The organism is Bradyrhizobium sp. USDA3010 (genome assembly GCF_056429065.1).
Map to the genome: position 1 here is coordinate 16,329 of NZ_JBWJZD010000047.1, position 25,213 is coordinate 41,541.

General features: G+C 59.2%; 17 protein-coding genes and 3 pseudogenes. 7 read left to right on the forward strand and 13 right to left on the reverse strand.

The features are described from left to right. Window positions 1–32 precede the first annotated feature (32 nt). Window positions 33–752, forward strand: a complete 720-nt coding sequence (locus AC066Y_RS38270; RefSeq protein WP_478278375.1) for an NEL-type E3 ubiquitin ligase domain-containing protein — start codon at window positions 33–35, stop codon at window positions 750–752. A 131-nt stretch (window positions 753–883) separates the two neighbouring features. On the opposite strand, the gene AC066Y_RS38275 is transcribed toward AC066Y_RS38270, so the two are convergent. Both AC066Y_RS38275 and AC066Y_RS38280 read right to left on the reverse strand, forming a co-directional pair. Further along, window positions 884–1,870 (reverse strand): pectinesterase family protein, encoded by a 987-nt coding sequence (locus tag AC066Y_RS38275; protein WP_478278376.1) that lies wholly within the window; start codon window positions 1,868–1,870, stop codon window positions 884–886. A gap of 254 nt (window positions 1,871–2,124) precedes the next feature. Beyond that, a complete protein-coding gene (locus AC066Y_RS38280) occupies window positions 2,125–3,423 on the reverse strand; it encodes a glycoside hydrolase family 28 protein (protein ID WP_478278377.1) in 1,299 nt (432 codons plus the stop codon). A gap of 2,458 nt (window positions 3,424–5,881) precedes the next feature. On the opposite strand from AC066Y_RS38280, the gene AC066Y_RS38285 reads away from it, so the two are divergent. Continuing rightward, the gene (locus tag AC066Y_RS38285) at window positions 5,882–7,339 is read left to right on the forward strand and encodes an MATE family efflux transporter (RefSeq protein WP_478278390.1); all 1,458 of its coding nucleotides are present in this window, start codon (window positions 5,882–5,884) and stop codon (window positions 7,337–7,339) included. An 802-nt stretch (window positions 7,340–8,141) separates the two neighbouring features. Next, window positions 8,142–10,313 (forward strand): hypothetical protein, encoded by a 2,172-nt coding sequence (locus tag AC066Y_RS38290; protein ID WP_478278378.1) that lies wholly within the window; start codon window positions 8,142–8,144, stop codon window positions 10,311–10,313. 790 nt (window positions 10,314–11,103) lie between these two features. On the opposite strand, the gene AC066Y_RS38295 is transcribed toward AC066Y_RS38290, so the two are convergent. From AC066Y_RS38295 to AC066Y_RS38310, 4 genes and pseudogenes are all read right to left on the reverse strand, one after another. Continuing rightward, a complete protein-coding gene (locus AC066Y_RS38295) occupies window positions 11,104–11,433 on the reverse strand; it encodes a hypothetical protein (protein ID WP_478278379.1) in 330 nt (109 codons plus the stop codon). Window positions 11,434–11,518: 85 nt separating this feature from the next. Continuing rightward, window positions 11,519–11,917, reverse strand: a pseudogene (locus tag AC066Y_RS38300) (nucleotidyl transferase AbiEii/AbiGii toxin family protein); the annotation flags it as partial. Beyond that, complete coding sequence (locus tag AC066Y_RS38305; RefSeq protein ID WP_244485088.1) at window positions 11,872–12,075, reverse strand: hypothetical protein; 204 nt, start codon at window positions 12,073–12,075, stop codon at window positions 11,872–11,874. The pseudogene AC066Y_RS38300 and the gene AC066Y_RS38305, both read right to left, overlap by 46 nt. Next, window positions 12,072–12,734, reverse strand: coding sequence for a type IV toxin-antitoxin system AbiEi family antitoxin domain-containing protein (locus tag AC066Y_RS38310; RefSeq protein ID WP_478278380.1), 663 nt, complete (start codon window positions 12,732–12,734; stop codon window positions 12,072–12,074). The genes AC066Y_RS38305 and AC066Y_RS38310 overlap by 4 nt, the downstream gene beginning before the upstream one ends. A gap of 362 nt (window positions 12,735–13,096) precedes the next feature. On the opposite strand from AC066Y_RS38310, the gene AC066Y_RS38315 reads away from it, so the two are divergent. Then, on the forward strand, window positions 13,097–13,258 hold the full coding sequence (locus AC066Y_RS38315) for a hypothetical protein (RefSeq protein WP_478278381.1): 162 nt from the start codon (window positions 13,097–13,099) through the stop codon (window positions 13,256–13,258). Here AC066Y_RS38315 and AC066Y_RS38320 read toward each other — a convergent pair. From AC066Y_RS38320 to AC066Y_RS38335, 4 genes are all read right to left on the reverse strand, one after another. Then, on the reverse strand, window positions 13,237–13,419 hold the full coding sequence (locus AC066Y_RS38320) for a hypothetical protein (protein ID WP_478278382.1): 183 nt from the start codon (window positions 13,417–13,419) through the stop codon (window positions 13,237–13,239). The genes AC066Y_RS38315 and AC066Y_RS38320 overlap by 22 nt on opposite strands. A 735-nt stretch (window positions 13,420–14,154) precedes the next feature. Next, window positions 14,155–14,331: a hypothetical protein gene (locus tag AC066Y_RS38325; protein ID WP_478278383.1), complete on the reverse strand. Its 177-nt coding sequence runs from the start codon at window positions 14,329–14,331 to the stop codon at window positions 14,155–14,157. Window positions 14,332–14,986: 655 nt separating this feature from the next. Then, on the reverse strand, window positions 14,987–15,544 hold the full coding sequence (locus AC066Y_RS38330) for a hypothetical protein (RefSeq protein ID WP_478278384.1): 558 nt from the start codon (window positions 15,542–15,544) through the stop codon (window positions 14,987–14,989). After that, entirely contained in the window at window positions 15,496–16,548 is a 1,053-nt protein-coding gene (locus AC066Y_RS38335; protein ID WP_478278385.1) for a hypothetical protein, read from the reverse strand. Before AC066Y_RS38335 ends, AC066Y_RS38330 begins: the two co-directional genes overlap by 49 nt. A gap of 1,246 nt (window positions 16,549–17,794) precedes the next feature. On the opposite strand from AC066Y_RS38335, the gene AC066Y_RS38340 reads away from it, so the two are divergent. Both AC066Y_RS38340 and AC066Y_RS38345 read left to right on the forward strand, forming a co-directional pair. Further along, window positions 17,795–19,228, forward strand: coding sequence for an NEL-type E3 ubiquitin ligase domain-containing protein (locus AC066Y_RS38340; protein WP_478278386.1), 1,434 nt, complete (start codon window positions 17,795–17,797; stop codon window positions 19,226–19,228). A 1,859-nt stretch (window positions 19,229–21,087) separates the two neighbouring features. Further along, a complete protein-coding gene (locus AC066Y_RS38345; protein WP_478278387.1) occupies window positions 21,088–21,384 on the forward strand; it encodes a GNAT family N-acetyltransferase in 297 nt (98 codons plus the stop codon). 1,062 nt (window positions 21,385–22,446) lie between these two features. On the opposite strand, the pseudogene AC066Y_RS38350 reads toward AC066Y_RS38345, so the two are convergent. From AC066Y_RS38350 to AC066Y_RS38360, 3 genes and pseudogenes are all read right to left on the reverse strand, one after another. Beyond that, window positions 22,447–23,416: pseudogene (locus AC066Y_RS38350) on the reverse strand (CobW family GTP-binding protein). A gap of 166 nt (window positions 23,417–23,582) precedes the next feature. Next, window positions 23,583–23,859, reverse strand: a pseudogene (locus AC066Y_RS38355) (SbmA/BacA-like family transporter); the annotation flags it as partial. Between the two features lie 337 nt (window positions 23,860–24,196). Further along, window positions 24,197–24,511, reverse strand: coding sequence for a hypothetical protein (locus tag AC066Y_RS38360; RefSeq protein WP_478278388.1), 315 nt, complete (start codon window positions 24,509–24,511; stop codon window positions 24,197–24,199). On the opposite strand from AC066Y_RS38360, the gene AC066Y_RS38365 reads away from it, so the two are divergent. Further along, complete coding sequence (locus AC066Y_RS38365; protein ID WP_478278389.1) at window positions 24,501–24,806, forward strand: hypothetical protein; 306 nt, start codon at window positions 24,501–24,503, stop codon at window positions 24,804–24,806. The two genes, AC066Y_RS38360 and AC066Y_RS38365, sit on opposite strands and share 11 nt — an antisense overlap. Window positions 24,807–25,213: the final 407 nt, after the last annotated feature.

The following is a 25,213-nucleotide window of genomic DNA, read 5'->3' on the forward strand; positions in this document are numbered from 1 at the left end:
CTCCACCGGCGCTGAAACGCCGGCATCGCTTGTTGATCCAAGCTGGAGATTACGCCGCCTTCATTTTCCAACCACTCCCGCTACGGCACCCCAACCAGAGCTGCGAGGATCGCAGAACTTTGACCTGGAGCGGCATGCAGACCGCACGCCTCATCGCAGACGCCGAGAACGGCGCCTATAACAACAAGGCCCGGCTTCCCGATCTCATCGATCTGGGGCGGGTCATGTTCCGCCTGGACGCGCTGGAGAAGATTGCGCGCGAGAAGGTTCGCTCGCTAAGCTCGGGCAACAACGTCGAAGGCATCGACGCCATTGAGGTCTTTCTTGCTTATCAAAATAAACTCCGCGAGCGGCTGGGATTGCAACACGTCGCGCCGGACATGCGCTTCTTTGAAGTCTCCGGCGTCACCGACGCTGACGTTGATAGCGCAGAGACATCCGTGCGGGACAAGGAGGCGGCGGAATTCGCCGACTATTTGGCGGTGGACTGGCAACCTTGGGACGACGTTGTGCGTCACATCGTACCCAAAGACCATGCCATGGCGCACGACGAGCTCATTGCTGCAATGGGGACGGAGTTCGCCAGCCGGCTGCAGCAACAGCTCACCGACAAAGGTTTGATCGGGGTCGGATCTGACCTTGTCGAGGACGCGAAGCTAGAGTTGGGTGCTGCGGTTCGCAAGGAGATTGCCCGCGAGATCAAGGGCGCCCTGAGAGACAAGGTGCTCAACGACCACGGCCTGAAGCTGTGAAGCGGCCTTTGGCTGCAGGAGGCTTAATTCCTGCCTGATGGCGTCGGTCATCGGCCGAGAGCCTTGCGCGGCAAGCGTAGAACCAGACGACGGAGCGCCGATCCAGATTTCGGCGTTGCTCGACTCCTGTTTCATTCCGACGGCTCGCTCGGCAGCCAATCTGTGGCACCCCCGAAGAACACCTTCAATGACCATCTCACAGCTTCGCGATCCGTCAGTTGATGGGAGTGAGGCTCGCGGCCAGAGGGATTGGCCCCGATTCCTGAGGATTTGTATTCAGCATAATAGCTCGTCCTCAACGCGCCGGTCTTGCCCGGATCCCATTCACGCCAGCCTTCCGCGATGATGGGTACATCTATCTTCGTCGACAGGAAGACCACAGTGGCATACGGACGCCAAGGCCGGCCAAGCGCAACGTAGCGCGCAGCGGGCTCGGCAGTCAGCCTGCAATGATCGAAGACGTAAGCACTGTCCTCCTCCGGCGCCTCTTTGCTCTGGGCAGTATACACGACGGCCTGATTGGCGATGCCATGCAACTCACAGTTCCGGAAGTAGGCCTTGGCGTTGCCGAATATGAAATCGACATGCCCCTCGATGTAGCACTCCGAGAAGTATTGTCGTGACATTTGGCCGTTCGGCCGCTTGCCGGCAAACAGCGTGTCCTGGGCACCGAGCAGGCGGACGCGCGTAATGACGTCCCTGTCTCCCGTAACGGACAGCGCAACTCCTTGCGATAGGGGATTGGTTGGATTGAGCGCGTAGTCGTTCTGGATGGTCAGATTTTCGATCCGGACGTCATCGCCAGCGGCATCCAGTGTAGCCGAACGCGCGGTTCCTCCCGCATTGATTGCGCCGTCGCCATACACAATGACCGTATCCTCCGGTTTGCTGCCAGTCCCTACGATATGAATACCGGATTTGGAGGTTTTGACCTTCTCGCGATAGGTCCCCGGCGCGATCCGAATTTCCCCGCCTTGCGCCGGCAACGCGTCGATGGCTTCCTGCACGGAGCGATAGTCCGCGTTTGCGGCATGCGACACCGATATTGTCTCGGCGTATGCTGCCGGGATGCAGAAACATCCAGCCAGAAGCGCGGCGGACGTCACGAACATTCGCATTTGATCTTCCCCTTGGTGGCGTTTGCGGCGCGTCCGATGCAGTCGATGTAACCCGCCGCCGCGCTATAGCCTCGCGGATGGTCGATACTTTCATCGCCGAACCAGAACCTGTGCGTAACTCTCGCGATGTCAGCCCTTGCAAACCAATCGCGCAACGGGCGCGGGCCATCAGGCTCACCTTCCGCAATCTCCTCAGTTCAAGCCTATCGATGCGGGCTCTCCCCTGCCGGCGCCGGAGTCGCAGCGCCTAGCGGTTAGCGGTTAGCGTCTCGGAATGCCCTAGAACAAGTGTCCGATCCGCGCGACAACGTCTCTGCAGCTTGCCCCGGCAGCGGCGGCGACACGTCAGAGTGATCGGCGGTCACCTTTGCATGTTCGAGCTGCCAGATCGCGGAACTGGCAAATCGGACATCCTCGAGTTTCACGTCAAGGACATGCCGCTCGTCTACGCCGCGCATCACCAGTGCGCCATCGTCGCCACGCACATGGCGCAGAACAATCTGCCGATAGACCGGAATCCTCGAGCCCTGCGCGCGCGGATCGTATTTCGCATCGAACGCCAGCGGCCAGCGGTTGCCCCTCAGGCACACGTTTTCATAAGTCACGCGCTCGACCAGGCCACCTCGACTGACATCGCTCTTGATGCGCAGACCAGACGTCGTTCCATCCAGCGTCAGATTACGCACCAGTATGTCGCTGGCCCCGGAATTCACCTCGCTGCCGATCGACATGCCGTGCCCCCAGCCGAAATAATTATCAATGATGGAGATATGGCTGCTTGAGCCATTATCGCCGGCCTTGATAGCGACGTTGTCGTCTCCCGTTCGGATGAAGCTGCGGGTTATGGTCACATCCTGGCTCGCGCCAGGGTCGATACCGTCGGTATTGCGGGCGTCCGCTGGGGCATCGATCGTGAGGCCCCAAAAAGTGGCACCTTCGACCCGGTTCATCGCGATATGAAAATTGGGTGCATTGCGCAAGGTGACACCCGTGAACGTGATGTCTTGCGCATGATCGATCTGGATCAAGCGCGGGGCGTTTTGGTTGCCGCCCTCGACTTGGGCGCGGCGGGCCAGTTGCCACCAGGTTTCGGCGCTCCCGACCATGGTTGCACCGCCCTGACCATCGATGATGCCGTCCCCGTAGATACCGCCGCCACGGGTTTTGGAAAAGCTGATGAACGGCCGGCAACCATCGCCCTTGCCTGAGATGCGACCACACTGTCCGCGGCCCTTATCGTAAGCGGCTGGTTGGGGGACGGCGATGAGCTTGGCGCCTCGTCCGATCCATAACGTCACGCCCGATTTCATTTCGAGCGGACCCGACCGGAACTCGCCCCGCCCTAAATATACGGCGGCCCCCGACGGACATTGGTCGATGGCATCTTGCAAGGTGACCGTATCTTGCTTGCCGGACGGCACGGGCCGGTCGCACACCGTCTGTGGTGCAATAGGTTCGGTAACGATGCGACGATCTTGCGCGTTGGCGGCCGGGCAGAGAATGATGCAGGCAATGATGGATAACAGACTGCATGCTCGAAAAGGCTGTGTCATCGACCTCGTCTCTTTGCCGCGTGGATCGATGCGGCCTAACTGTCTTGCGCACGCGAACCGATCCGCCGCGGCTCGCCTCACTCGCCGCGCAAGATGACATTTATAAGACGCAGAGGCTGCATAGAGTTTTACGCGCTCGCAGCAGCATTGCTGCAAGGGGCGATGAACGGCCCTGCAAGGGGGCACGCGATTTCGCCGATCAGCTCATAGCTGAGAGAGGCTTGCGCGGGTCACACCTGCGGCTTAGGTAGGAAGACTTACAAAATCAGCCTGCAATCCGCCATCGACGTCTTCAGTCATGAACTGAGAGCTGATCACGTGCCGACAGGGAACATACTCTGCGCTACAAAATGCATCTTCATCTAAAGCTCCAGGAGTACTGTGGGCGAAAAGCAATCCGGTTGAGCCATGGCGATCGAATCAAAGCCGGCTGAAAGCCAAGGTGATACGCTCGATAACGGCTAGACGTGCCGTGGGTCGCCGCAAATTAAATCGGCCGCCAGAGCAAACTCAGGGCTCTGCGGCGATCCCTCGTTTGGTCTAATAGTCGCTTGGCAAGCGGCGAGGCGGTTGATGCATGGCTGGGGATGCCGGCTCATCGTCAAGCAATCGCCGAAGCTCTCCTGGTGGCATCTGCTCTTCGTTGAATATGAACCCATCTGGATCCGCCGGGACCGGCAAATTGCCGACTGACCGATTTATACCAATCGACGCGGGGTCATCATCCAGCAGCCCGCGGAGCTCGCCTGGTGAGAACGGCATGTATTCGAAGTCGATACTGTCGGAACCGGCGACAAGGTTCGGCGACCGGCCGGTGAACTGGTCCGCTCTGCTGGTTGCGGGCGCATCATCGAGCAGTCGACCAAGTTCGTCCGGAGAACGCGGCAGGGAAGGGAAATTGAAGACATCTGGATCGATCGGGACTGCGAATTGATCCGGTACAGACGGCATCGGGTCAACGCGTCGAAATCATGCGAGTCCACGCACAAACCTCACCTCGAAGCCTATCCACGTTAGTTCGTATTCGTACAAGCTTTCGAGAAGCTGACGAAATCGCTGTTCGCATATGGCTTTCGACGTTCCTCGAACCCTCTTTTTAGCATCCGCGAGCTCAGGTGATTGCCATTATCAGCCCCTGCTCGAGGCCCCTGAGGAACATAGTCAAGCAACTCTCATCAACATCCAGGCGGAGCCAAATGAGGCTGGTCAGCTTCCCCGATCACGGGGGCGTGACCTGCCTTGATCTTGGCGAGCGATCACGGCCGATTAAGCACTCTGGCTTAGCTCTCTAACAAAGAGATTGAACACCTCCGCGTGAGCGCCCTATCCGGAAACATGGTGTCCCGTCGGAACCACGGACGATACGTCCTCTGTCAGCGTGACCAATCAAAAGCGCGTCCGCCGGCCAAAGCACCGCGAACAACAAAAAACGAAGCCGATAGAAGAGCCGCATCTTGACATCCATTCGGCAGTCGGTTCGCAACACAATAGATATTGAAGGCTTTGAGCCTCCGGGTTCACGAAAGTCCGTTGCATTTAACGGTCCCAGGATTGATTCGTGAACGTGGCAGCCAGCGGGTCGACAGGATCATTGACGCTCTAAGATTTGCGCGGCCGCGCCTTACGCGCCGCAGTGTCTGCCGCAGATTTCTGCTGGCGTTCATCGGTTGGCGCCGACACTGATAGACAGTCAAGCCTTCGCTCAAGCTCCGCCAATTCTGCCTTACATTCGGCTATGACCGATTGGGCACGAAGCAACTTGACCCTGAGCTCGTCCCGTTGCCTGAATAATTGCTCAGGATCCCAATCATCCTGCATCAGCTCAATCATCTGCCAGCGCAAGCCCCGATGCGTCGTTGTCGCTCAGCTTCAAGTGTACGGCTGCTCGCCCGAGATGACCGATAGAAGAGCTCGGGCTCATTGGAGGGATTGGAGGGATTGGAGGGATTGGAGGGATTGGATGGTGACCGTTCGAAACGCGACCTGAAGGTAACAAATGTCGCCATGCAGGAGCGCGCGCTGTGGAGCGCACCTGCGGAGACTTCTGACATTAACCGATCCGGAGAGCTTCATCTGAAAACCCGAATGTGTTGCGAGAGAAACATCATGGCCGCATAATCTTCTCGCATCTTTCAAGCAACCCACATGCCAAATCCGCTTGAAAGTTTTCTATTGGGGAATGATGCGCCTCTCGCGGCATTCACTCGCTGCAAACGTTCTGTCGTTGCGGTTGAGACAAACGGCGTCTGAAGCGAGACAGTCGACGTCGCAAGCACAACGCTCATAACAACGACTGCTCTCCTTGCCGGCCAAACGCTCTCACCATTTTTGAGCGGGGCGTCATCGATTGAGAATATGCTATCAGCAATGAGAGTGCCGATGACGCGACCGTGATCGCGCGAATTTCGCATCAGCGGGTCAATTGGCTGAAGCGCGCAATCCGGAGCGGCGGCATTCGATGAGAAAGACTGGGGACGCCACGCACCGATCATCCTGGCCTCACCGATTGGCCAAATGGGGGGCTTGCCACCACCTCAGTGGCGAACTCGCCGCAACAGCGACACTCGCGACCCCGATCGCACTCACGCAGCTTGCACAGATCGCGATGATGGCGACGGATCTGGCCTGGATCGGCCACATCGGCACCGAGGCCCTCGCGGCTGCCGCGCTCGCCGGTATGATCTTATCGGTTGGCCTGACCTTCGCAGCCGGCGTGATCTCGGCAGTAGGGCCGCTCGCGGCGCAAGCACGTGGCGCGGCAAACCCAGCCCTAGTACGGAGCTCGCTGCGCATGGGGCTATGGATTGCACTCGTTCTATGGGCGCCGATCATGATTTTGCCGGTGCGAGGCGAACAAATCGTGCTTGCGCTTGGCCACGAACCAGCTATCGCGCGCTTAGCTCAGCAATATCTGCTTGGGCTCACCTGGGGTATCTTGCCGGCGCTGTGGTTTTTGGCGATCCGCAGTTTCATGGCAGCGGTCGATCGCCCGGCGCCGGCCTTGTGGATCACGCTCGCGGCCATTCCGACCAACGCACTGCTGGCCTATCTGTTGATCACCGGCAAATTCGGCCTGCCGCAGCTTGACTTGTTCGGAGCCGGCCTTGCGACGAGCCTGGTGAACAGTGGGACTTTTCTGGCCGGTATTTGGTTCGTTACATGCTGTCGTCCTTTTCGCGACTACCAGGTGCTCCGATATCTTTGGCGGTTCGATTGGCCATTGATGCGGGAGTTCCTCGTGGTCGGCACGCCGATTTCGGTCGCGATTTTCATGGAATCGGGTCTTTTCTCTGCGACGGCGCTCCTGATGGGTGCGATCAGCACTACAGCGGTTGCCGCCCATCAGATCGCATTCCAAGTTGCAGCCGCCCTGTTCATGATCCCGTTTTGCATCGGAATGGCGGTGAGCGTGCGCATCGGACACGCACTCGGCCGCAACGATGTATCAGGTATCAGGCAGGCTGGTTTTGCCGCCATGCTGCTTGGAGTCCTGATCGCGGCGATCGCTACGATTGCGGTGGTCGGCACGCGCTTTGAAGTCGCCGAGCTGTTCGTCGACCAGTCGGCCAGCAATGCGGACGCCACGATCAAGCTGACTGCAGCTCTCATCCTCGTCGGAGCGAGCTTCTTCATTACTGATGCACTTCAGAGCATTGCCGCTGGCGGCCTGCGCGGCTTAGGGGACACGCGCGTGCCACTGTTTTTCGCAGGCATCGCTTACTGGCTGATCGGTCTTTCCGTCAGCTACGTGCTCGGCTTGAAAACTGGCCTCGGTGCCATTGGTATCTGGATCGGCTTGTCCATCGGCAAAGCCGTTCACGCAGCCCTCCTCGTGATACGTTTGCGTCTTTTAGCGAACAGACCTCCCGTAGCAGCCATGAGCCAGGCTTCAGCTCGAGCGGTGGGCCAACCATGAGCCGAAGCTCCAGCGCGACCAGAAAATGCGCGTGAAGAACAGGCTCTGCAATCTGGGGAGCGCCATGGGGCGGCTCCTCATTCTCTTCGGATACGGGCAGCTCACTCTTACCCTGCCCTGTGGTCAAGTTGGCTTCAGGGATCAGAGCCCGGCAAACCTTGCTCCTGAACGTAGAGGAGCCCGAGCTGGATACGGGGCCCTCGAGGACCTCGATGGAGGAGAGGCTCCGGACCCAATCGCCAATGTCAGCTGCAATTTCCGCGGTGCGGGCTCGCCTCAGCAGACTATCCCGCTCCGCGCCTTCTGGCATGCTCGCCGCCATTTCCACAAGATCCCTTGCAAACGCAGCCAGGCGGTCCTGCAGCGATATTGTTTGCCTCACATGATTTCGCTTTTTCTTCACTGAGGCGCTCATCGTTTCAAGCGTCGTCGCTCTGCGGATCTTCGAGCAAGATAACTTCCCACGACACTTTTACCATGCCAACCTAAGTTTAGTTGCGATAACTCTACAACGGTTCGCGTGCAGCAAAGCAGATAGTGGGTTTCTCAGCAGGCGCTTGCGGTCGACGAAAATCCATCCGCGGCGCATGCGATGCGCCGCTGCCTCCGCGGCAATTGAGGACACCCGGGCCGCACATCGCGCGATCTAATGTGCTAGCGCTGGTGATTGCAGCACCCCGTCCACGAAAACCAAATACAAGGATCGGTACGCCACTTTTTGTGGCCGGGCGAAAGGCTCCGTCAGCTTCTCGCAAGCTTGCCGGCGTAGCTGTTCTGCCACCATCCGCGGAGTGAGGTGAGCGTGGACAATCCTTTCCCATCCAGTCCGGCAGCTTTGATGCAGGTGCAACGGGCCGCCGCGGAACATCGTGAGGCGGGCGAGGCGTCGCAGGAGGCCTTCGAGCGGCAATTGGCAAACGCCGGCGAGCCTCACGAGGCGACCGAGGCTGTACGCCAGACCCCGCCTCCCGAGCCGCCTGCGAATATCCAAAGCGTCATCGAGTGCGCGGTCCAGGCAGAGCGGACGCGCCGGAATCTAAGCCAACGCACTGCGCGGGGATATACTGACGCACTTTTCAAACTGCAAAAAGATCTGAGGTCTCGTGGCGAAACGATTGCTGCACTGGACCACGACGCTCTGGTAGCGCGCGCTGCCAAGTTCATGGCGCGTGACAAAGCAATGGGTCCAGCGTTAACAGCGCTTCATAGGTATCGCAATCCTAATGCACCTGACGGCCCGCGCCGGCGCTATGTTGTTCCCTCCGTAAAAGAGCCTTCTCCCGTCAACGCCGCCGTGCCTTCGGCGGATATCTATCCGCACCTGTCCGAGACCGACCGTACTCTCATCGACAACTTCACCCGCTTTGTCGGCGGTGGTCTGCAGAAAAGTACCATCTACGAATACGGCCGATCGCTTCGTATCCTGGGAAATGATCTCGGCACTCAGGGCAAGACAATTGGCGGGCTCGATCACGAAGCCTTGGTCTCGCACGCGAGAGTGTCTCTTGGTGAGCCCGCGCATTTGCTTTCGGCATTGAGCGCGCTGCGAAAGTATCGTGAGCCTGATCAAGTGCGGCAAGACTTTCTCTCCGAAGAGGATGAAAGCCTGATCGACAGCGCCGTCCGGGCAGCTGCCGCGCGTCGGACGTGGATACCCAACAGAATCGAGACATATCACAGGGCTTTTCACAGGCTGGCGAAATCTCTAAAAGCCCGCGGACTGACAATTGCAGCGCTGGATCATCATGCGCTTCTTGCGCATGCCAAGGCAGCACACGAGGGCGACAAGCAGATAAGCTCCGCGCTTGAGGTGCTTCTCGAGTATCGTGACCCAGCTATCCTGGAAAGGCGGACCCCACTCGATTATCCTCCCTCCGCGAAAGACAAGAGTCTCATCGAGGACGCGGCTGCCGTCAGTAAACGCCCCAGGAAAGCCGTCGAAGCTTCCGTCAAGATTCTCCTCAAGTTTGCAGGGGCCATCGCCGCCCGCAGCCTCGAGATTGATCAGCTAGGCCACATCGCACTCCTCGAGCTTGCAAATAAGCTGTTTCCCAGCAATAAGAGCCTCATCCGAGGGCTCGGCATGATCCGTGAATACCGCAATGCCGAGCGCACTTCCGGTGCGGACGGAGCTGCGCTGGCAGATGATGTTCTGGCCTGCTCGCCGATCTTAAGTGTCGGCCCGGAGGAGCTTCGGCGGCTCCTGGATGACGAACCGACATTCTCGCAGACGATCGACAATTTGGCGGAGCGTCAGGACGATATGGCTCCGGTTGATCAGCAGCCAACCGAAAGTCTCGATACCGCAGAGCTTATGGGGATGCTCGCTTCTCCCGGCCATTCGCCAGAAGACGAAGTCACTCAGCCGGATCCGGTTGGTCCCCGGCTGTCGGACGCTGTCGATCCTGGGGACATCTGGTCGGGCGCGGAGCAGGCTGGCTTGTTGCCCACTGAGAGTCTGGATACGGCGAAGCTCCTGGAGATGATCGCTTCAGGCGGCCATTCGCCGACGGACAGCGTCAATCAGCCCGGCGCGACCGTTCCCTCGCTGCACCAGAACGTCGATCCCGACAGCATTTGGCTCGAGGCCGAGCAAGCCGGGCGGCTGCCGACCCAAAGCCTGGATACTGCCGAGCTTCTGCAGATGTTCGCGTTCGCTGGCCATTCGCCGGCGGACAGCGTCAATCAGCCAAGTTCGATGCCATCATGGGATCTTGAGAATTCAACGGCCGACGCGGCGTTCCAGCCGGTGCAATCGCAACCTATGGTGCCAGCACTCGAGTTGTATCTTCCGCAAGGATGGGAGCATGGTGAGCAGTGGGCGAGCGAAGACTTCAAGGAAGGAATGCGGCTGCATGGTGTGCTCCCGAACGAAATTCGGCCGGACACAACATTGACCATCCGCGGATTGGACTACATAGCCAGCATTGGACCGCCAGGCCTGGAGCAGGAGGTGTTTCTTCGCAGAGCCTGACAAGTCGGTCAGAGCAAATATGCATGGCGCCTTCATAAGACTGCACGGCCTCCCCTTCCGAGAGGCGGCTCGCTGGCGCACGTATATTGACGAATATCATGGGCAGCATGTGGACTGGGGCCGCGTTCCCAGGGAGTTCGCCCAGCGCAACGTCTCAATGCCCTCGCCATAGCTCAACGGGTGAATCGAGCCCGACGCTTGAAATCGCATCGCATACCCGCTGGGTTTCGTCAGATGAATTCGGCCATGTTCTGACGCCGGTGCATGGTTGCAGCGCCGGGCATAAACTCCCTCATAACGCATTGAGCATTGAAAGCGCAACGAGAGCAAAAAGGGCTTCCGAAAGAAGCTGCTCATAAACCGATCTCCGGCGAGCAACCAACGATGAATAGGCAAACAAACCGTCGGCCGATTGATGATAATCCAAGAATCAAGAAAGCTCGGTGCTAACGCGCGACTTCCAACAGGTCATCGATCATCTTCATGTATTTGACTGAGGCCGGCGTCGCGCGAAGCTCGATCTGATCATCCTTGTTGCGGGCGGCGGCGTATTCCGCCTCGACAGTTCGGCGGCGGGCACGATGTCGGCCGCGCCCAACTGAATACCGATCCCTGCATCCACGTTTGAAATTGCCCTTCGCAACATCAGGAACGCGTCGTTGGTCAGTTGAATGGGCTTGGAGGGCATGTGAGAAAACTCGGTTCGAAATGACGACGCAGCTGGGCCCTCGGGACCGAGTTGACGGTGCTCAACCACATGATGCAGACTGTGCTATGTTGACGTTCGCGTCTAGACGCGCCTGGGCGTCCGCCCCGGGTGCTGGGCGACATGTTGCGACTTCCACCGCAGTGCGGGAAAGGCTTCGATGCGCTTCTTCACGTCGTCGTCCGTGGGAAGCGTATCGACTTCGATGCTTCCGCGGTCGTAAAGCGCGTCGAGGAACGCCAACTCTCCGTCATCATATTTGAAGAGCGACGCCAGTTTTTCCTGACATTCCGCCAGGATCCGGTCGCACCATTTCTTCGGGCCGCCGTCCGCGTCGAACATGCCGTTCTTGACCACGGACAGCAGCTTGTTGTTCAGGTCGTTGAGATCGTATTTGTAGTCCTTCAGCGACACCGTTCGCCAATCCAGATCCCTGGAGGCGGCGCCGATTGCAAGCGCTCCGACCTTCACTCTCTTCGTTCTGCAGCAGCCTCCATGCGTCGTACAGGTCGCGCGATGCCCGCCGGGCCACCAGGGCGACGATCTTGCCGGCGGCGATTTCGTGGAGATCGACAACGCCGACGTTCTTGGCGAAGTAGTCGCCGAGCTTCGCGGATTCCATCCTCTCCCAGCCAAAGAACGGTGTCCGGAAGAGATAGTTCACGTCCGCTTCCAGCGTACCTGGACGCCGATAGGCCGAGACGTACCTGAAGCGCCACTTGCCGCCGGCGTGTTCGCCAGAAGGATCGCGGGCGATTTCGTACCCCTTGCTCTGCAGGAGCGCAGGAAGTCGCGCGTTGATGATCTTGGAATCCCGCAACATGGCTTCCCTATCCGCGGCGCCGATGTAGTTCAGATCGATGTCGACGGAAAGCCGGTCGAGTGCGAGATAGAACAGGTTGAGCGCGGTGCCCCCTTGAGTGCGAGCAGCTTGCCTAGCTCGCGGTCGTTCGCGATCTGGTCGAGCACGTCGATCAACCGGATGACGCGCTCGACCGAGGCCGGTTGGAATTTGACGTCGGTCGCGATCTTTTCGAGGCGTTCGACCGAGATCATGGCATCATCTCCGGCGACATCCCTTCAAAGGACGGATTCAGGAAATCCGAAGGCAGGACGACGTTCCAGCCTTCCTTCGCTTGGCCTTTGCCATCGCTTCCCAGAGCGGGTCGCGGCACCGGCGGGGCTGCGCGCTTCAGTTCGCCTAGTACCTGCTTGTCGACGAAGAGATTGTCTTTCCGGCTCTCGAGCCAGGCGCCGCACACGCCGACGAGCGTCTGGTTGTCGCGACCGAGCGCGAACTCAGCGAATTTGCCGACGTCGAACGCTTTGACGCTGTGGAGCGCGTTTGCGAGTTCCTCGACGCCACCGGTCAGGTCCGGTCGCTCGATGCAGTCGACGAGCGTCCGCTCGACGCCGGTCGCGAGAACGTCGAGGCCACGGCGGTCCATCGTGACCGTGCCGGACATTTCCTCGGAGCGACGGCGCAGCGAGGCGGGTTGCGCGACGAACCGGACGGGACCGACGAGCGTCTTCACCTCGCCCGGGCGACCTCCGCTGAGGAGTTGGGTCTGAGAGGTTTCCGAATAGGCGAGTCCGTGCAGTTCGAGAGCGGTGCGGTAGGCGACGACGCCATCGGCGCGTATGCGCGATGCGACCAGTATCCGGTCGGGATGGAAGTTCGCCGGGTCAAGGTGCGGCGGCACGAAGGCGTACACACCCGGCGCGACATGGCGTATCCGTCCAGAGGCGGCATGGTATCTGAGCAGCGAGTCCGAGGACGAAAGCGGCTGGCCCGGAGACACGGTTTCGCGGAACTCGGTCCGAGTGAAGACCGGGTGCGAGGATAGGAACCTCTCAACTTTACCTTTTTGCCCTATCATCTCGGTGTGCCCCTTGGGGTATTCAGTACCCCAAATTCTGCATTATGCAATTCGAAATCACTTCAGTGCATAAATTGGGGTATATAATACCCTAAAAGCAGCAACAAATGAAAACTGTTAAGGCGGATGGTCGAGCCCGCCCGCAGTCCCGCCGTCCGATGAGCCGCAGCCGGAAGCCGGGAGACGGAACCAGGGCCGTGATGCACCATCGGTATTACCCAGTGCCGGTGCTGCTCTACTTCGGCGGCACGATGCTGATCATGATCACAGCGGTCTTCTCAGTGCTGCTGCTACCGATGATCGGCGAACGCTCCGGACCAACTGGTTCGCTGCCGCCTCACGCGAATGCCGTCGGCTGAAGCTCAACGGCGACCTGGCAGACAATGGTCTTCTTGCGTGCGTCAACCGAAGCCGTGATAGCGGGCTTCGTCGACATGTCGACGAGGCCCGCTCGCCCGCTGCGGTGCCCTCGTGTCCCGATCGGCGTGCTGATGCTGCTGCTCGGCAGCACCGGCAGCATGCCCTATCCGGTACTGGCCGAAATAGGCCACTCGCGGGAACAAAACAGGCCACCGGAATCGAAAGGGGCCGCCTCACGCGAGCGGCCCCTTGCCGGTTTGAATATCGGTCCGTGCTGAAATCTAGCCCCGGCAAGGGGGACATTAGAGTTTTCAACAACAGTGTTGGATTCCGGGAAACTACGGTGATTGGCTACGTATGAACGACGGATTAGAGCGATTTGCGCCAACAATGGATTGGGAGTTGGACACAGGAATCCGCCGCCCTGTCCAGTGCCACCAAACAAAGAGGCCGCCAACTGAGGCGGCCTACAATCCAAAGGAATGCCTCATCTGAGCCGCCATGCGCTGGACGGCATCGGTGTATTGGCCGTGATTGAAGTGCTGGTCGATGACGTACAGAACAAAAATAATGCCAGCGGCGATCAATAATCCCTTCACTCGAAATCCCTTCTAGGTCGACGATAGGACCTCGGGAGCGCGGAGCCATTCGGTCATGCTCGCGCCAGCTTCAGCTTGTCGGGCAAGCTTCAGCAGCGCTCCTTTCTCGATACCTGGGGAGAGCGCTGCGGCCTGTTGGTGCAGCTGTCGAGCGCGCTCTAAAAGTCTTTCTTCAAGTGAATTTGTCTGCTTCACACGGCGACGTTTCGAACCCATTGCTCCCTTTCCCTCGTTCGGTTCCCCGCCCGGAACGGGGAGTCTAATTGTCAGGGAAATGCAAGGTTCCTAGGAGCGCATTAGCCAATGGGACTAGAGCTGATCGCCCGTTCAACCTCGTCGGCCAGCGCGCGGTGGTGAGTCGCCAGTTTGGCGAACAGCTCTTTCTTGGTCGCGTTGGTCGCGAGCTTGCTGATTAGTTCGCACTCCTCAGCCTCAACCCGAAGCTTCTCCAAGTGCGCCTTCATGTCCTTCATTGACGATCCCCGACTGCCCTGACGGAACCCCCATTTTGCGGAAAGCTCGCGGCAGCCGTCAATCTCATGCGCCCAATTGAGATAGGAGCTCCGTTCACCCACGGAGAACCCCGGGCGGAAACTGGCACAAACTGCATATTGAATTTTATAGCGGCATAAGGCCCGGAGATGGTGAGAACATGCCGTGATCGCCGCTCGGTAGTCCTACCGAGAACGTCAGCTAAGCCATGCTTTCCATTCGCTTAAACCAAAACAGGCCACTCCAAAATTCAAATTAGGCCACTAGGGGTTAAAGCAGGCCAGCGCCCCCTATCCCGACACTGGCACGGCCGACGCTGATCATTCCTGCCAATCATGTTGGCGCACTGCGGGGATCGCGATCACGCCGATCGCGATCATTCCCCCTCGTCGCCCATGGTCCGGTTCCGCTGAAGCAACTTCGTCCCAAGATCGCGCGAAAACCTGATCTCCGCCATGAAGCTGGAAAACGAGATCACCCCCGACATCAAGGCGCCCGCCACCACAAAATGATGGAGGACACCGCGCGAGAATATCTCAAGCGGCGGAAGGGGACGCCTGGCTAGGACTGAAGGCGGACCGCCAAACTTGCGAGTTCGACAGACTTCAGCGTTCGATCCGGAGGCTGTCCCTAGAACTAAACTGTACCCAAGGCGCCGGAACCGCACCGGCAAATCGCCGCTCCCGTCAGTCGAGCCACCAGAAGAAGCTTTTGACGCTTCGGTTCTTCCCTCGGTCCTGTGAAGACGAAATCTGCTTCGATATCGATTAGGCCGGCGCTCGACAACATCGGCCTGTCGACGATGGTCCGCTTTTGAAGCGCGTGGAGAGCGAGCAATATCCGTCTATTGAGATCCCACTTGTCATAGCCGATGCTCGGCAGCGATCTGTCGAGGGTCTGTCGCGCGTTGCCGCCGAGCGGCCCGGCGTTGATCGTCGCGCGCAGTTCGGGAAGTATCGCCCCAATTAGATTCCAACTCGCCTGACTAGCCTCCTCGAGCGCGTGAACGAGGAGGTCGGATTCGATGTCGAGGACACCCTGTTCCGGGACGTCCCGCTGCAGCGAATTCCATCGCGTCGACCAATTTTCCGATGATCTTCCAAGCGTTACGATGCTGTGCTTGAGATTGATCAATCGTGCGATCGTCAGCACGTCGGCAAGGCCTGCCGCGTGTTGGAGCAGGTCGAGATCCAAAAGTGCGTTCCGGGAATTGGCGGCTGGTCGACGCCACGACTGGTGCGAACAGCGTCGATCACGGATCGTATGGCGAATTCCGGTGCCCGCTTCAAGATCTCGACGGCCCCCTCGCCGAGGTCGCGGCGCACGGCGACGTCGATAATCGTCGCCATTGCTTCGGAGGTTCGGCTGACGGCGAACAAGCGAGAGAGGTCTGGCCCCGGAAGATCGGCAACGGCGCGCGCGGTTATTAGATCGGGACGCGCGATGAGTATTCTCATCCGAAAGGGAGTCGTGGCGACAGAATTGACGATCTCACCGTCGGCGGGAGCGACGGTCCACCCGACGATCGGATCGCGCAATCGATCGAGGCGATTGCCATTTGCCGCCGCGAAGTTGACGACCTCCGCCACTTCGGCGGCCGAAAGCCGTCCGAAGCGCTGCTCGATTTCGGAGACGTCGACTGCGGAATCCGAACCCTTCATGTCGAGCAGACGAAGCATGTCGAGGAACGATACCGGCGGACAGATCGACAGCGAGTTCGTGTCGAAGCCTAAGATGTCATTCTTCAATATCGCTCCATCGGTCTCTTCGGGCACTTCATCGAAGACCTTGACCGCAGCCGCCATTGGAAGTGCCTGCCCCCTCCCCAAAACTAGGAAGGTCTCGACGAGCAGTTGAAAACGATCCCGCGGATTCTTCATGTCGCGCCCATAGCGCCACAGGAATCGACGAAGAGGAGTAACCTCGCCAGCACTCGCGTCGTCGGTAGCAGCGTCGACCCATTCGGGCCTAGCGCCCCCCTCACCAGTTTCAGGAAACGCTACTTGAACGTCGTACCTTGCACTGCGCCGAGGACGAACTCCAAGCTGGGCGGTTAGGAACGAAAACTCCATCCGCAAGCGTGGCCATTGTTGCGACCATACGGCGGCGATCGCCGTTTCGAGTGCCTCTGCTCCGGCGCTGGCGCTCAGAAACGTCGGCAAGTGCGCATAGTACGGACCGATGATCTCCGAGACCAAGTCCTCGCGGGATCCAGGCGGCGGCGGGGAAGTTACCTCGGTCCTCCAATCCGGCGTTAGCGGTTGCGAATAGAAGCTTCGGTTCACATGCCGAGGGTCCTGGAAGAACGAAAAGAAAACCGACATGTCGGCTTGTGTGGACTCCGGAGAGACCCGGTTGCGTTCGGAGCCATGTTCTATTGCTGAACGAGTGAAGCTCCGCTTTCCAGCACGCAGGAACCCAAGATTAACTGTTTGAGCAGTTCTAGTCCGTGCCACGATCGAGTGGAAATACCGTTCGCAGATGGAAGCATAGTGAATGCATATGGACAGCAACTCCGGGCCGAATGGAAGACCGCGCAAGCAAGGAGTAAGGCGATGGACACGGCCGACAACGCCGACGCGGCTGACCACTCGCTCGCAAGTGGTCGAACAGAGAGCGTCTCAGAAAGCGTCATAGACGGACATCAAAAGGAGCAGTCAGCTTCCAACCAGCAAAACGGTTTGAAGATGACCTGCCTTCTGAGTATTTCGTCGGACGGAGTTATGCTCCCGCCTGAGCAGCATTCTCGAGTCCGAAGCTGCAAATTTTCGAATTGAAATATTTGCGCAGCTGCGCGACAGCGCAGGATCCCCACCGCGCGAACGAAGAGTGGCTTGTCAACAGCTTCATGGCGGATAACCTGACGCTCGTCAGCTTATCGACAGCTGAGCGTGCTAGCATGCGAACGGCTCGATCCAGCCGATAGAGCTGCCTAATCGGCTGAGTCCAAACATGTCATGGAGTTCAATGAATACAGAACGGGCCCAGCCTCGCGCAGGCATAGCTTCCGAATCCGAAAGCGCCGAGCCAACGTCTGGGGCCGCCGGGCAGTCCCCCTCATGCCTGACCCTGTGGGCGTCAGCCTTGACTCGGTGGGCCACAGGAGCGGCCGCCGCCGACCTCGTCTCGTCGCAGGACCGCGTCCTGGCGAGCTGGGCAGCGGAAGAGGGGCAGGGCGAAAACGAGAATCGGCAAGAGGGGGTCAACCGGACGAGGGCATGGCGGGACGAGGGTGATGTCAGAGGCGAGCTGAATTTGTCGTCATTGTCCCTGACCAGCTTGCCAACCTCACTCCCGGCCAGGCTCCGGACCGTCATGGTCATCGGTAACCAGTTGAGCAGCCTGCCGGCCCAGCTTCCGGGCGGACTCCGGGACCTCTACGCCTCTGACAACCGGCTGACTAGCCTGCCCGCCCTTCCGAGCAGGCTGCGGAACCTCCACCTCATGGCCAACGAGCTGACCAGCCTGCCGGCAGAGCTGCCATCCAGGCTCCGCAGCTTGATGGTCGATGGCAACCAGCTGACCGATCTGCCCGCCCTTCCCGCCACGATCGAGGAGTTCTCCGCCAGCAATAACCAGCTGACCAGTCTGCCCGACCTTCCAGCCAGGCTCCACCGCCTGGACGTCAGCGAAAATCAGCTGACGAGCCTGCCCGATCTTCCAGCCAGACTGCGCTACCTGGACGCAAGCGACAACCAGCTGACAAGCCTGCCCGAGATTCCGGCTAGAGTTGGATACCTGGACGTCAGCGAAAATCAGCTGACCAATCTGCCCGAGACGCTCCCGGTCAGCCTTGAAATGCTCGGCGCCAGCAATAATCAGCTGACCGGCCTGCCCGCGACCGCGCTGACGCAGCTCGGCAGTGCGTCCAGCATCGACCTGCGGTCTAATCCGATACCGCCCCCGGTGCTGGCCGATTTGGCGTCAGTCACGCGTGGCGCGGATTATGCCGGCCCGCAGGTCTTGCTGTCGATGCCGCTCCAACCGGTGGAACATCAGCCGCCTCTGCTGCGCGAGGTTGTCGCGGATTGGCTCGCGGACGAGCCCGGCGCAGTGGACACGTGGCAGGGCTTCGCCGAAGAGCCGGGTGCGCAGGACTTCGCACTCTTTCTCGAAAGGCTCGCGGGCACCGTGAACTATGGTCATCAGGCGTTCCGCGACCAGGTGGCCGAGAGTCTGCTACAAGCCGCGATGAGGCCGCAGCTGCGCAAGCAGTATTTCGAGCTGGCCAATGGAGCGACTGCATCCTGCGAGGACCGCATCACTTTGACCTGGAACGGCATGCAGACCGCACGCCTGAACGCCGATGTCAAGGACGGGCTCTTTGACAATCGGCTCGACCAACTGCTCCAACACGGCCGAGTCATGTTTCGTTTGGAGGCGCTTGACGACATCGCACGCGAGACGGTCAGCTCGCTGCGTCGTGCCGACCCGCAGGCCAATATCGACGAGATCGAGGTCTATCTTGCCTATCAGACCCAGCTACGGGATCGGCTTGAACTGCGCCACATCGCCCCCGATATGCGCTTCTTGAATCTCGCTGAGGTCACGCCGGACGACGTTGCCAGGGCTGAGACGTCGGTGCGGCAACAGGAAGCGACGGGTTTTGCGGAGTTTCTCGCAACGCGCTGGGGGCCCTGGGATGCGGCGGTGAGGCGGATCGCCCCCGATGATCATGCCGCGGCGCGGGACCGGATTGCCGATGCGCTCGAAGATGAGTTTCCGGCGCGCTTGAACGAGCGACTTGCGGAGCATGGCCTGACGGATGATGTCGATGCCCAGCGGGTGGTCGGAGCCCAGATCCTCAGCGAAATCGCTCACGAGATCAAAGGCGAGCTGATGCATAAGGTTCTCCGGGAGCACGGCCTCGAGCCCTGATCGATGCTGCCCTGCAGTCTCGTTTGGTCGTTACGGGACGAGCGATTGTTCAGGTTGACTGGATGCGTGCAGTTGCCGTCTGCTGACTACATCCAACCACTTCGGCGTGTTGTTCGCTCGCCGGCCGTATCCAGGAAACCCGCAATTCTCAACTTGTAAGCGATGCCAGAGTTAACGGCTGTGCCAGGTCACGACTGGCATAGCCTGGGTCGAACTTGATCACGCGCAGGATACTTCGGCAGCGCGCCAATGCCGCTTCATGATCCGCTCACGTCGTAGCCGATGTCGCTCCCCGCGACCGGGATGAGACTTCATCTGAATCCCGTCTGTGAGCGCGATCCGAGCGCGCTGGCGGATCGAGAGTGGAGAACGCCTTGCCGAATCTCCGTCCCCATTGGCGCACATAGCTCACACAATGCCCAGCGCCGCAGACCGCAAGAATGATGATACGATGAAGATGCTGCCGGATGCTGACCATCCGGTAGGGCGTCGCGCGGCTCACCTTCAGAATGTCGACGATCCGAAGTTACTTCGGCGCGCTCGGCTCGACACCAGGCCCGAGGGAGGCCGATGACGCAGGCATGACGAAATAGATCAGAGCCAATTTCGCCCCGCCCGAGCGCGAGCAGCTACGCTGCGCTTCGTCAGCTTTTCGAAAGCTTGCTCTGCTAGGATGTTTGCTCAGGTGATCTTGGACATGAGGCCACGTGGACCCGCACAATTGTGACCCATCCAATGTAACAGTTTGGTCGCAGGTGCAGCATGCCACCTCGTAAGAGCAGCAAGAGGGGTCGGCGAGGCAACAGGCGTTTGAGCCGTCCTTGGCGACGGCGCTCCCAGCCAGCACCGGTACCTGACCTCATTAGTCTGAAGAAGAACCGGCGCCGAATTGATGACGCGACGAATAATGCGGCGGCTCGGAATCATTAAAAGGGGCACATTAAAGCAGTACCACCGAACTTCGCCGATCGCGGGCATGTTCTCCGCTTTCGCGGCATCAAGCGTTTGATCCGCGCAATCAGCAATCCTATCGCTCACCTCAACGAATTCCAATAGCCGAAGGATGAAGGCGCCGTTGAGCAATCTTCGCGTTTGCTGCGAGCCCGCCGCTCGCCGTGCGATTCCGCCCAGGGGCCCCTCAGAGGACGACGAGAGTTTCATTGAAATGATGACGCGTGCCAATCGGCGCAGCGAGGCCGCCCTTGACCCGTATCGCCCTGCTCTTCGTAGATTCTCAGAGGCCCTTCTTTTAGAGGGCCAGACGATATCTGGACTGGACCATGATGCGCGGGTTAAGTCCGCTCGGAGGCTGTTCCCGCACGACAAGACTCTCATCTCCGCGCTGAATTTGTTTCGTGCTGCGGAGCTCTGCGCTAAATTTGGCTCGTGATGCGGAGCGCGCCTTCCGGTCCAGGCGCTTCGAGCGGGTAGCTGAGCATTGCAGCCTTGGCGGAGCTGTCTTCCATAGTCATTTGCACGGATTCGGTTGGGTTGGGCGACACGGCACGTGACCATTTATGGCATTCAAGAGCATGTCGCTCTGATGGAGACTCGCTATTTCCGTGGCGTTGGCAATCAACCCTCCGTCCGACCTAGCCGGGGGCGATCGGCTCGCTCCGTCCGAAATCAGATGACGGACGATATCCAGGTACGGCGCATCGGCGCCGACGAAGTGGATAAGCGTTTGGAGCGTCTCGCCGGCATCCTCGTTGACTGCGTCGCCCAGGCGACTCGGTCAGCTTTCTGCCACCGCTAACTCGACGACGTGTGCTGGTGTACTGGTGTAGCGTCGCGGACGCGGTCATTTGCAATGGATGCGTGTTACTAGCTGCGGAAGATAGCGCAGGTCAGCAACCCAGATGGTACCTGCCGCGTCTGAGAACCAATTGCATAGCGCTCGAGTCGTCAAAGTCTTGGTTGAAAGAAGTGCACGCCGTCGCGGCATCGGGCACCGGCTAATCTCGGCTGTCTGCGTGTTAGCACGAAAGGAGGGAAAGACGTTGTTGACGCTCAGCACTACCACAGGTTCTGCTGCCGAGCGTCTTTACGCCAGCGAGGGATGGCAGCGGGTGGGTATCATAACGGGTGTGTGCTCGCCCCTGACGGAACATATCGCTCGGCGACCTTCTTTTATAAGCATCTCTGATACTGCGTAGCTGGGTTCGCGCTTGCAATTCACAGACAAAATCTGTCCGGTCCCGTCCTGATAAACCATCATCGTCGGGAAGCATCACCGACATTGCAGCCTTTGTTCTATGGTTTGTGAACAACGACGGCTTGGGCTCTTGAGATAAGAAATCAAACGGATCAGACGGTGGATCATTCAACTGCCGCACGGCCTGTCATGACAATGCCGAGCCGACGATCGACAAAGTAACGTCGATTTTCCGCTCTGGTGCTCATTCAACGTCCATAGCGCAGGGCGCCGCGGAGCTTGAAGCAATCCCTGCCATTGCGCTTGACATACTGGCCCAGCCCCTAATGACCTCGTCTTGAGGCCTCAAGATAGTGGGTATGTCGCCGCAATTTCAATATGGGAGGCGAAGGCGATTAGCGAATCGTGAACGAGCTGTACGAAGCCGTCGGATTGTTTTGCTGCTCGGGTAGCCGTTGGATGAAGTGTGCGAGCCAGGTGAACACCCGCCATAAACTTTCGTATCGTTACGCGCCCCCCTTGAGGTGCCCAATTTTACCAAGGTTCAATTGAGTCGCTGATCACGATCCTCTTAGCTGCATGTGCGGCTGGCCACAGCGACATCTCATTCGTCTTCGCCGGCGTCGTCAACTGATAGTCAGTCAGGAGGTCGCGAATTCTATTTTTCGTCGGAATGGCGGCCTTTGCCGAGACGTGGATAGAGATACTGATGGAGCCATTCGAGCTTGCGTGGTGCGAGTTCGAATACCAACGGGCTCTCAGATGCCTTGAAGAGAGGGAGAACAAGGCGGACGACGTTTGGTCCCAGAGCGTGGAGATTCAGCCGTTCTGATCCGTCATGCGGGAGGACCTTTGGGCCAAACACTCTATGACAAGCGTATGGCCACGCACGCCACGAGCGGCGATACAGCGATCGAAAGCTCGCAAGAATTAAAGAGTTCAACACGATCCCTTCTCTGTAGTTTCTGAATGCACGCCGCGCCGCGCTCGCAGCTCGATAAGCCCTTTGTTTACAGTTCCTTCTCGCATAGCTTCTCGCGACCACCCAAGCCCCGGTTCCTGGTCAAGCGCGGCAGGCCGCAAAGCCTTGCCTCAGAATATCCACTGGTAGATCGCGGCCGATGAAGACAAGCCGGCTTTGGGGCGCTTCGTTCTTCTTCCATGCGCGCTGACTGCCGCCCTCGATCAGCATGTGGACGCCCTGCACGACAAACCGCCGGTCATCATCAGCCATTGCGATAATGCCCTTCATGCGCAGGATGTCCGTGCCGTAGCGCTGAGTGGTGTCCTGAATCCACGAGACGAACCTGGCGGGATCCATTGGCTCGTCGGCGACTAGTGACAGGCTGGCAATCTCGTCGTCGTGCTCGTGGGCATGCTCCTCGGAGAGGAATCCCGGCTCGACTTCGAGGATACGATTGAGATTGAAGGCGTCTCGCCCCAGCACCTTGGCGAGCTCGAGGTTGCAACGCTCTGTTCGGTGGATCGTCGCGTAGGGGTTGATCTTGCGGATGCGGCGTTCGACCGTGGCCAGGCCGCTCTCGTTAACGAGATCAACCTTGTTGAGGAGAACGACGTCGGCAAACGCGAGTTGCTCTTGGGCTTCCGGGGCCCGATCGATCTGTTCGAGAAGATGTTTGGCGTCGGTGACCGCGATGATGGCATCAAGCTTGGTCTTGCGGCGGACCTCATCGTCGACAAAGAATGTTTGTGCCACCGCGCGGGATCTGCGAGCCCCGTGGTCTCCACCACGATGCCGTCGAACGCGCGGCTACGCCGCATCAGCCCTGCGATGATACGAATAAGATCGCCGCGAACGGTGCAGCAGATGCACCCATTGTTCATTTCGAAGATTTCCTCGTCGGCATCGACGATGAGATCGTTGTCGATACCGACCTCGCCGAATTCGTTGACGATCACGGCAAACCGCTTGCCGTGGGTCTCGGTGAGAATGCGGTTGAGAAGCGTGGTCTTCCCGAGCCGAGATAGCCGGTGAGGACCGTGACGGGAATCTGCGTCGTAGTTTCAGGCATGGGGCGAGTCCTTGCGCCAGTGACGGCCCGCGTGAGGACCTGCCATAACATGTAATGTTATAACATCACATTGACGATGGCGAAAGCGCAACATCGTTTGGCGCGCAGTGGAATGCCCGGCTCGGTCAACTTCTGTCACCTGCGCGGACCAAGAGGCTGGCTCCTTTTGGGTCTCGATCGACGGTAGAGGCTCCCCGTGGAGCTTTGCCTCAAAACTCCGCAGTCGCTGATAGATCGAGATCAGTTCGACGATCGTGCTCCACGCGTTGACGACGTACTGAAACGAGGTTCGCACTTGCGTGAACGCGTTGAGGATCTGATTCATCGCGCCAAGGGGTGATCTTGCCTGCGATGGTCGTGGGCGCGAGCTCCTTGCGATAGGCCGCTTCGACCCCCTGGTTGAGAAATTCGATTCCGGGCAGGCGGATGCCGAAAAGCGCGAGGGCAGATGCTGTCATTCCGAAATCTCAATCACCAAGTGAAAGCCTGCCGGCCTCCTCGGCGGGCGCAGGAGGAACGCAGCAGCTTTCTATGATTCACGAGAACAAAATTAGAACATTCCGGTTTTAGGGGTCAAGCGGCAAGCGGTAGTTCCCCGCATCTGCTGCTCGGCAATCCACCGTTTTTGCTTTCGGAGACAGCGGGAAGCACGGGAAAGCGACTCGCAAGGCTCAAGAAGAAAACTGGTTACGGATGGACGACGGGTCCGCGCCGGACTGACCGGCCTTGTCGCAGCGGCACCCCAAATGCCGGCGGCCAAACTCGCCATCCCTCAGGCTTTCATGGGCGATGCTTGAGAAGTCGCTGCACGGCATAGGTCTCGATCACTCGGCCGGCACTCAGGCGCTGCGATGCGCCGACCTGGCGGCGCAGCACTTCGCGTTTTTCGAGAACAAACTCCGTAAGAGGGCCCTCGGCGGCGGCGATTTCTAGCCCCTCCTCGAAGCCCTCGTGCTTGGTAAAATAGGCCAGCGCCGCTTCGGGACTCAGCTCGCCGGGGACCGACCACTCATCTTTCTGTGCTGGGTCGAACAGCGGGGTCGCTCGTTGCAGGCTGTACCAATGCACGCGATCCGACCCGTCGTTGACGGGCACCCAGGGTGAGTATCTCCAGCGCCTCTTCGAGGCTCTTTCGGGTTGCCGTGAGACGTTCGATGTCGGCGGCGGTCTCGTCAATTCTGCCGGCAGGCGTTGTTTGACCGCTGCGCCTTTTTCCCGAGCGCAACATTTCCAACTGCCGATCAATCAGCTTGATGCTGTCGAGATAACCCACGGCCGTTTCCAGGATAACGGTGACGGGCCCGGGGATTTCGCGTTCGCCGGCTTCCCATCTGCGCACGGTGCGACCATCTTCAACCCGCACGATTTTGGCCAAGGCGTCTGCACTTAGTCTAAGCGCAGCCCTTGCAGCCTTCAAAGCCTCTGGTGTTCTGACGAGGGTCATAAAATCCTCCTAGGTCCAATGGACGTGGCCATTGGCCCTAAAACACAAGAGCCCTAAGCTGATTTTTTACCCGCCAAAGCGGCAAATAAACCGGCAAAACCAGCAGCTAAAACATTTATATAGCTATTGATATTGTTATATATTTCGACGGCAAAGAAAGCGGCAAAAATGGACGTATCAGCAATGGAACCGCTCCTCCCGGCGGATCGGCAGGAGCTTGAAGACCGTGAGCGTCACGAGAGGATCACGGGTGCCTGGGCTTGACTTGCGCGGAATGCTCTGGATAGCGCGGTCGGGATGATTGACGCCGCCGGCGCGCGGTGATGGGTTGATCCCGGTTCGGAGCGGGCAAC